This is a genomic window from Gammaproteobacteria bacterium, assembly GCA_013214945.1.
In the GTDB taxonomy this organism is placed as follows: Bacteria; Pseudomonadota; Gammaproteobacteria; order Enterobacterales; family Psychrobiaceae; genus Psychrobium.
On record JABSRT010000029.1, the window covers coordinates 44,325 to 52,132 of the forward strand.

Genomic DNA, 7,808 nt, shown 5'->3' on the forward strand with positions numbered 1-7,808 from the left:
AAGGCAAATGCCAATAGTTAAAGTTAGAGAAAACGAACCATTTGACGTAGCACTACGTCGCTTCAAGCGCTCTTGTGAGAAAGCAGGAATTTTATCTGAAGTACGTCGTCGTGAGCACTATGAAAAGCCAACGACTGCACGTAAGCGTGCTAAAGCTGCTGCTTCAAAGCGTCTGGCTAAGAAATTAAGCCGTGATAACGCACGTCGCGTTCGCATGTACTAAGAATTAGTCGACATATGAACCTACAAGAGCAACTAAGAGACCAGATGAAAGTCGCTATGCGCGCTAAAGATAAAGAGCGCTTAAAGACGATCAGAATGGCTATTGCTGCCGTTAAACAACGAGAAATCGATGAGCGTATTACCCTAACTGACCAAGATGTGTTAAACATTTTAGTTAAAATGGTAAAGCAGCGCCGCGATGCAGCAAAACAGTATGAAGACGCAAATCGTCAAGATTTGGCTGACATTGAATTGTATGAAATCACAGTGATTGAGGATTTTTTACCGCAACCACTGACTAGCGATGAAGTCGATAGTCTGATTAAAAGTGCAATTGAACAAACAGGTGCAACTTCAATGCAAGAGATGGGTAAGGTTATGGCTTTACTCAAACCTCAGGTTCAAGGTCGTGCTGATTTAGGCAAGATAAGTGGCTTAATTAAAGCAGCCTTTTCTGCCTAATAAGTATATGCGTTTAGTGCATGTGTAATGTGCTAGCGTCATAAAATAAATAAGCCGTGCCTAGCACGGCTTATTTGTTTCTGAGTCAAAAATTAATTCTATTGATATGATATCCTATTCATATCATCATCGCCCTAAGCTGTCGCACAACAGCGATTGACGACTATTTTTCAAGCATAATAACTGCGGAACAAGTATGGCTGGCCTAATCCCTCAACATTTTATTGATGATCTAATTTCCCGTACCGATATTGTGGATCTAATAGATGGCCGAGTTAAACTTAAAAAAGCCGGTAAAAGTTACGTTGCTTGCTGCCCATTTCACGGCGAAAAAAGCCCCTCGTTTCATGTCAGCCAAGACAAACAGTTTTATCACTGCTTTGGTTGTGGTGCCAGCGGCAACATTATTTCATTCATCATGGAATACGACCGCCTTGATTTTCCCGATGCTATCGACGAACTGGCGGGCATGTACAATCTTGAGGTGCCGCGAGAAGACTCAGGCACTGAAAAAAAGTCAGCCCAGCAATACTCAATCGACAAGCAAAAGAAACTCGATTATTACGAGTTAATGGAACAAGTAACCACTTACTTCTGTCAGCAGTTACAAAGTAATAAAAATAGCGCTCAGGTGATTGAATACCTGAAAATGCGCGGTTTAAGTGGTGAAATTGCCAAACGATTTAGCATTGGTTACGCCCCCGATGATTGGCAAGAAGTTAAAGATAAATTTGGTCGCGGTACCGAGCGTGAAAATCAACTGCTTGAAACCGGTGTCTTAATCAAAAATGAAAAAGGTCGCACCTACGATCGTTTTCGTAATCGGGTGATGTTCCCAATCCGTGATCGCCGCGGCCGAGTCATTGGTTTTGGTGGCCGTGTGCTTGATGATGCAACCCCTAAATATTTAAACTCACCTGAAACGCCAATCTTTCATAAAGGCTCTGAGCTTTATGGTTTTTTTGAAGCCAAACAAGCCAACCGTGACCTTAAGCGTTTATTGGTGGTTGAAGGGTATATGGACGTGGTGGCACTGGCACAAAACGGCATTAGCTGGGCTGTTGCTTCATTAGGCACCTCAACCACTACCGACCAAATTCAGCTGATGTTCCGTAACGCTGGTGAAATAATTTGCTGTTACGACGGTGACCGAGCAGGTCGTGACGCAGCCTGGCGCACCTTGCAAAATGCGCTACCGCAATTGCAAGATGGCCGCCAAATTAAGTTTATGTTTTTACCCGATGGTGAAGATCCAGACTCAATGGTGCGCGCGCTCGGTCAAGACAAATTTGTCGATTTGGTCAACGAAGCAATTCCTTTGTCGCAATATCTGTTTGATAACTTGCTAGCTCAAGTGGAAATGGACTCGGAAGATGGTCGCTCCAAATTAGCGCAATTAGCGCTGCCAATGGTTAACAGCATTGCCGATGGCGTCTTTCAACAAATGATGAAAGAAAGACTGGCCAAGTACCTTGGCATAGAATCTGACGCGCTCAATCGCTTTGTCGAAACAGAAAAACCGGCGCAAAGTAAGGCCCAACGAAAAAAGGCTCACCGCGGTTCCATTGTGCGCCAAGCTATCGGCTTATTGGTTCAGCACCCTGAACTGGTGCAATCAATCAGTAATATCCCGCAACTTGGCCAAATAAAAATTAAAGGCACTGGCTTGCTGCAAACATTGATTAATCAAGTCAGGCAGCAACCAACGATTACCTCGGCCCAACTGCTTGAACGCTGGCGCGGCGAACCAGAGTACCCTTCGTTGCTCAAGCTCGCGGCCTGGCAGCACGATGTTGAAAGTGACAATCTTGAACAACAGTTTGTCGATACCATTATTCAAATTATAAATAAGCATTTAGAATTACGGTTGGAACAACTTGCTCATAAGTCACGTGTCGCTCATTTAACGAGTGAGGAGCGTCAAGAATATGCGCAATTAATCCAAAATGAGCTATAACATAACTAGCCGCTTGCAAGCAAACACGTTATAATCCATCCTTTGCAACTTTTATTAGTTGTTATTTTTGTCGTCATTACAGTGGGTAAGATCTATGGAGCAAAACTCTCAGTCTCGTTTGAAACTTTTAGTCGCCAAAGGTAAAGAACAAGGCTACTTAACCTATGCAGAGGTTAATGACCACTTACCTTCGGATATGGTCGATTCTGACCAAATCGAAGACATCATCCAGATGCTCAATGATATGGGTATCCAAGTATTTGAGTCAGCACCTGACCAAGATACCCTAATGATGTCTGAAAATAGCACCGATGAAGACGCAGCCGAAGCTGCAGCACAGGTACTTGCAACAGTAGAAAGCGAAATTGGCCGCACCACTGACCCAGTCCGCATGTACATGCGTGAAATGGGTACCGTTGAGCTGCTAACCCGCGAAGGCGAAATTGTTATCGCTAAGCGGATTGAAGAAGGCATTAAACAAGTTCAGGTTGCTGTTTCAGATTATCCGGCAGCCATTAGCTCGTTACTCGATCAATACGATCGTTTTGAAGCTGAAGAAATTCGTTTAAGTGACATCATCACAAAATTCATTGATCCTAATGAAGAAGAGTTCATGGCTAATGCTGGCTCGCATATTGGTTCGGCGTTAACTGATGAGCAGCAAACTAAAAATAGTAATGACCCTAAAAATAACACTGACGATGATGAAGACGAAGAAGAAATCGATCACGGTCCAGATCCAGAAGAAGCACGCGAGAAATTCGGCGAGCTTCGAGTAGCTTTCGACAAGGTTAAAGATCTTGCAAGCACTAAAGGTCGTGATCACGCTGACACTAAAGCTGCAACCAAAGATCTTGGTGAAGTATTCCGTCAATTCCGCCTAGTGCCTAAGCAATTTGATCGCATGGTTAAAAACATGCGCGACGTAATGGACCGTATTCGTGTTCAAGAACGTCTTATCTTAAAGTTTGCTTGTACGCGTTCTAAAATGCCAAAACGTGATTTTACCAAGGTATTCCCTGGTAACGAATCTGATCCAACCTGGTTTACTGACGCGTTAAAATCTGGCGAACCTTATGTAGCAGCGTTAGAAGATAACAAAGTTGATATCGTCCGCGCAATTAAAAAGCTTAAAGCGATTGAAGTTGAAACTGATTTAACCATCAGCTCTATTAAAGACATCAACCGCCGCATGTCGATTGGCGAAGCTAAAGCACGTCGCGCTAAGAAAGAAATGGTTGAAGCTAACTTACGTCTGGTTATCTCGATTGCTAAAAAATACACCAACCGTGGTTTACAGTTCTTGGATCTAATCCAAGAAGGTAATATCGGCTTGATGAAAGCGGTTGATAAATTTGAATACCGTCGTGGTTACAAGTTCTCAACTTATGCGACTTGGTGGATCCGTCAGGCGATCACTCGCTCGATTGCCGATCAGGCACGAACCATCCGTATTCCGGTGCACATGATTGAAACCATTAACAAGCTAAACCGTGTTTCACGTCAAATGCTACAAGAAATGGGTCGCGAGCCACAACCAGAAGAACTTGCCGAACGCATGCAAATGCCTGAAGACAAGATCCGTAAGGTACTTAAGATTGCTAAAGAGCCAATCTCAATGGAAACACCAATCGGTGATGATGACGATTCGCACCTTGGTGACTTCATTGAAGATACCACGCTGGAGCTACCGCTACAGTCAGCAACTTCTGAAGGCCTTAAACTGGCAACTAACGACGTACTTGCAGGCTTAACAGCCCGTGAAGCGAAAGTACTGAGAATGCGTTTTGGTATCGACATGAATACCGATCACACGTTAGAAGAAGTGGGCAAGCAGTTTGACGTAACGCGTGAGCGTATTCGTCAAATCGAAGCGAAGGCACTGCGTAAACTACGTCATCCTTCTCGCTCAGAACAGCTTAAGAGCTTCTTAGACGAGTAATTCACTCGCGCTAGAGCCTAAGCTAAGCCGTTACCTTTAATCAGGGTAGCGGCTTTTTTATGCCTGATTGTTTTTACGCTCAAGCAATACAGCGCCACTATTACCACCATCACCCAAGTAGTCATCCTTATTATATAAGGGACACTTGGTAAATGATAAACACCCACAACCGATACAATTTGAAAGGCTATCACGCAAATTTTCTAACCGGCGTATGCGGTCATTAAGCAATTGATGCCATTGGGTTGATAACCCAGCCCAATCGGCTTGATTTGGCGTTCTATTGTCCGGTAACCCAGCCAATGCCTGCTTAATTTCATCGAGGGTAATGCCGAGCCGTTGCGCCGCTTTAATCACCGAAACACGCCGCAACGTTTCAGGTTTATAACGGCGCTGATTACCGTCGTTTCTTACGCTATGAATAAGCTCTTTTTGTTCATAAAAATGCAAGGTCGACACCTTAACGCCGCAGCGCTTAGCGACTTGACCAACACTTAATGGTGAATGTGGCATGGTAACTCCTACAAAAGTGATTTTTTATCTTAATTAAAAAAACGCTTTACCTCAAGTTAACCTTAGGTTTTAAGGTGGCAACAGTTAATCAACTTTCAACGTAAGGAGCTAGCCATGCTAACTATTGAACATTTAAACCTAGTAGTAAAAGACATCGATGCCACTCTCGCCTTCTACCAAGCCTTAGCGCCGCACTGGCGTGTTCGCACCAAAGGCCGATCCGACTGGCATGGCACCCTACGAAACTGGGTTCACTTTGGCGACGATTATCAGTTTTTAACCTTTAATGACAGTGGCACTGGCGAAAACAGAGTGCTGCAAGGCAACACACTCGGCTTGACTCACTTTGCGCTGAGCACCAACAATTTAGCCGCGACGGTAACCCGTTTAATCAACGCTGGCTTTGCACCACGCACCGAGTTAAACGTAGAGGCCCACCGCCAAAACATATATTTTATCGATCCTAATGGCTACGAGGTTGAGTTAGTCCAATACTTTTCAGACATCCCAGCTGAACGCAATCTAACGACGTAAAAATGAATAAAGGTGCACTCAAGGCAGGTAATTAAGTCTTTAAGCCGATAAAAAACAAGCTTTTGCGGAATAATTAAGCGATTAACACAAATTATCTCGCAAGTAGGTGACGCAGCCAAAAAAAATGCTTATACTTATCGCCGCTTAAACATCTCTGTTTAGCATCTAATGGCCCCTTAGCTCAGTTGGTTAGAGCATACGACTCATAATCGTCAGGTCCCCTGTTCGAGTCAGGGAGGGGCCACCACTTATACTTCCAAGCAAGTCCCAAAAAGCCTTACAACTCTTTAAAATCATAGTGTTTAATATAATTAGCGTCCTATAGCGTTTATTAATACCTTGTATAATCCGAGTGTTTTAGTAACATTCATAGTAACACCAGCGCGATGTTACTAAACTCAGTGTTACTAAAAAAGGATGTTACTATGGCTAGAACCACCAAACCGCTAACTAACACGGAAATAAAGCAGGCTAAGCCGAGAGACAAAGATTATCCTCTTTCTGATGGTAACGGCTTACAATTAAGAGTTAAATCAAATGGCTCTAAGCTATGGCTATTCAACTATTACCGCCCTTACACAAAGAAACGAGCCAATCTAAGTTTAGGCCGCTACCCTGATGTTACTTTGGCTAAAGCCAGAGAAAAAACAAAAGAGGCTCGCGAATTAGTCGCCCTAGATATTGACCCCCAAACACACAAGCAAGAACTTAGCGCACAAAAGAAAGAAGCTTTAAGCAATACTTTTGGTGTAATTGCTAACAAGTGGCTGTTATTAAAACGGGAACAAGTAAAGCTAGAGACAGCAGAAAAGGCATGGGCGACTTTGAGTAAGCATGTATTGCCCGAATTAGCTAATGTACCGATCAATCAAATCAAGCCTAAAACCGTATTAACTATTTTAAACCCTATTGCCGCTAAAGGTAGTTTAGAAACCGTCAAACGCCTTTGCCGAAATATAAACGAAGTCATGCGGCTAGCTGTAGCGTTAGGTTTGATTGAAGTAAATTATTTAACTGACATAACGAAAACATTTCCTGCGCCCAAAAAACAAAACATGCCTACGATAAAGCCAGAAGAACTACCCGAGCTAATGACAGCTTTGGGCAATGCCAACTTAATGAGAACTACAAGGTGTTTGGTCGCTTGGCAGCTACACACAATGACTAGACCTACTGAGGCCGTAACAGCTAGGTGGGTCGATATAGACTTAGATAAAGAAGTATGGGTAATCCCAGCTGAACGAATGAAGATGGGAAAGGCGCATACTATCCCATTAACACCACAGGCAATTGCTTTACTTGAAATATTAAAGGCAATGAATGGCCAACGAGAATATGTTTTCGCTGGTCATAGGAACCCAAAAACTCATGCTAGCGAAAGCGGCGTAAATATGGCGCTAAAAAGAATGGGATTTAAAGATAGGTTAGTGGCTCATGGCATGAGAGCGTTAGCCAGCACCACTCTAAACGAGCAGGGCTTTGATCCTGATGTAGTTGAAGCAGCTTTGTCTCACATAGATAAAAATGAAGTGAGACGCGCCTATAATCGCGCCGAATATATAGAACGCAGGCGTGTAATGATGCTTTGGTGGTCTGAGCGTATAGAGCAAGCAGCAACAGGACAACCAATGAAGCCCATAAGTAACATCACACAATTTAAAGTGATAAACAGCTGATTAGTAGTCCGTTACAGCAGCATGCCTTGGATTAGGGTATTTTAAGATATTGAAACCCCCCAATAATAGTGGTACATTTCCCATGTTGAAGAAATCCGCTCATTTATTTGAAGCGGATTTTTTTATGCCTAAAATTCGCTTAATCCTAAGTGAGTTTTTTAATAAAAAATTAGCACTAATCATTAACCAGCCTTCGAGCTGGTTTTTTTGTGCCTAAATTTCACCATTTTGAATTGCCATATATTAATTATTGGAGAAATACATGAAAAAAATAATTCGCTTACCTGAGTTTATGGATTGTTACGGCTTATCTAAATCAACGATATACAAGCGTATTTCTGACGGCTTACTACCAAAGCCAATTAGCTTAGGTGCTAGAGCTGTTGGCTGGCCTGCGAACGAAGTGGGGCTGATATCTGACGCGCTTGCGTATTCCGGCGAACGTGAACACTGATTCCGGTTCATCGTGAACACCTAATCATTCAATGCATTGCCCGACCTC

The 7,808-nt window shown here is 43.2% G+C and carries 8 protein-coding genes and 1 tRNA gene; 8 read left to right on the top strand and 1 reads right to left on the bottom strand.

Going from position 1 to position 7,808, the window contains the following annotated elements:
- The first annotated feature begins 7 nt into the window (after window positions 1–7).
- From rpsU to rpoD, 4 genes are all read left to right on the top strand, one after another.
- Window positions 8–223 (top strand): 30S ribosomal protein S21, encoded by a 216-nt coding sequence (rpsU, locus tag HRU23_18030; GenBank protein ID NRA56042.1) that lies wholly within the window; start codon window positions 8–10, stop codon window positions 221–223.
- A 14-nt stretch (window positions 224–237) separates the two neighbouring features.
- Window positions 238–684 (top strand): GatB/YqeY domain-containing protein, encoded by a 447-nt coding sequence (locus HRU23_18035; GenBank protein ID NRA56043.1) that lies wholly within the window; start codon window positions 238–240, stop codon window positions 682–684.
- 196 nt (window positions 685–880) lie between these two features.
- The gene (gene dnaG, locus HRU23_18040; protein ID NRA56044.1) at window positions 881–2,641 is read left to right on the top strand and encodes a DNA primase; all 1,761 of its coding nucleotides are present in this window, start codon (window positions 881–883) and stop codon (window positions 2,639–2,641) included.
- A 94-nt stretch (window positions 2,642–2,735) separates the two neighbouring features.
- Window positions 2,736–4,583, top strand: coding sequence for an RNA polymerase sigma factor RpoD (rpoD, locus tag HRU23_18045; protein ID NRA56045.1), 1,848 nt, complete (start codon window positions 2,736–2,738; stop codon window positions 4,581–4,583).
- A 57-nt stretch (window positions 4,584–4,640) separates the two neighbouring features.
- On the opposite strand, the gene soxR is transcribed toward rpoD, so the two are convergent.
- Window positions 4,641–5,096 (bottom strand): redox-sensitive transcriptional activator SoxR, encoded by a 456-nt coding sequence (soxR, locus tag HRU23_18050; protein NRA56046.1) that lies wholly within the window; start codon window positions 5,094–5,096, stop codon window positions 4,641–4,643.
- 114 nt (window positions 5,097–5,210) lie between these two features.
- On the opposite strand from soxR, the gene HRU23_18055 reads away from it, so the two are divergent.
- The 4 genes from HRU23_18055 to HRU23_18070 all read left to right on the top strand — a co-directional run bounded on the left by HRU23_18055 (window position 5,211) and on the right by HRU23_18070 (window position 7,760).
- On the top strand, window positions 5,211–5,630 hold the full coding sequence (locus HRU23_18055) for a VOC family protein (protein NRA56047.1): 420 nt from the start codon (window positions 5,211–5,213) through the stop codon (window positions 5,628–5,630).
- Window positions 5,631–5,800: 170 nt separating this feature from the next.
- A tRNA-Ile gene (locus HRU23_18060) sits at window positions 5,801–5,877 on the top strand.
- 178 nt (window positions 5,878–6,055) lie between these two features.
- Window positions 6,056–7,306, top strand: coding sequence for a tyrosine-type recombinase/integrase (locus HRU23_18065; protein NRA56048.1), 1,251 nt, complete (start codon window positions 6,056–6,058; stop codon window positions 7,304–7,306).
- Between the two features lie 262 nt (window positions 7,307–7,568).
- On the top strand, window positions 7,569–7,760 hold the full coding sequence (locus HRU23_18070) for an AlpA family phage regulatory protein (protein ID NRA56049.1): 192 nt from the start codon (window positions 7,569–7,571) through the stop codon (window positions 7,758–7,760).
- Window positions 7,761–7,808 lie beyond the last annotated feature (48 nt).

Excerpts from the sequence above, each read along its gene's own strand:
- HRU23_18065 (NRA56048.1), top strand. The coding sequence starts at position 6,056 with ATGGCTAGAACCACCAAACCGCTAACTAACACGGAAATAAAGCAGGCT.
- soxR (NRA56046.1), bottom strand. The coding sequence starts at position 5,096 with ATGCCACATTCACCATTAAGTGTTGGTCAAGTCGCTAAGCGCTGCGGC.
- rpoD (NRA56045.1), top strand. The coding sequence starts at position 2,736 with ATGGAGCAAAACTCTCAGTCTCGTTTGAAACTTTTAGTCGCCAAAGGT.
- dnaG (NRA56044.1), top strand. The coding sequence starts at position 881 with ATGGCTGGCCTAATCCCTCAACATTTTATTGATGATCTAATTTCCCGT.
- HRU23_18055 (NRA56047.1), top strand. The coding sequence starts at position 5,211 with ATGCTAACTATTGAACATTTAAACCTAGTAGTAAAAGACATCGATGCC.
- HRU23_18035 (NRA56043.1), top strand. The coding sequence starts at position 238 with ATGAACCTACAAGAGCAACTAAGAGACCAGATGAAAGTCGCTATGCGC.
- rpsU (NRA56042.1), top strand. The coding sequence starts at position 8 with ATGCCAATAGTTAAAGTTAGAGAAAACGAACCATTTGACGTAGCACTA.
- HRU23_18070 (NRA56049.1), top strand. The coding sequence starts at position 7,569 with ATGAAAAAAATAATTCGCTTACCTGAGTTTATGGATTGTTACGGCTTA.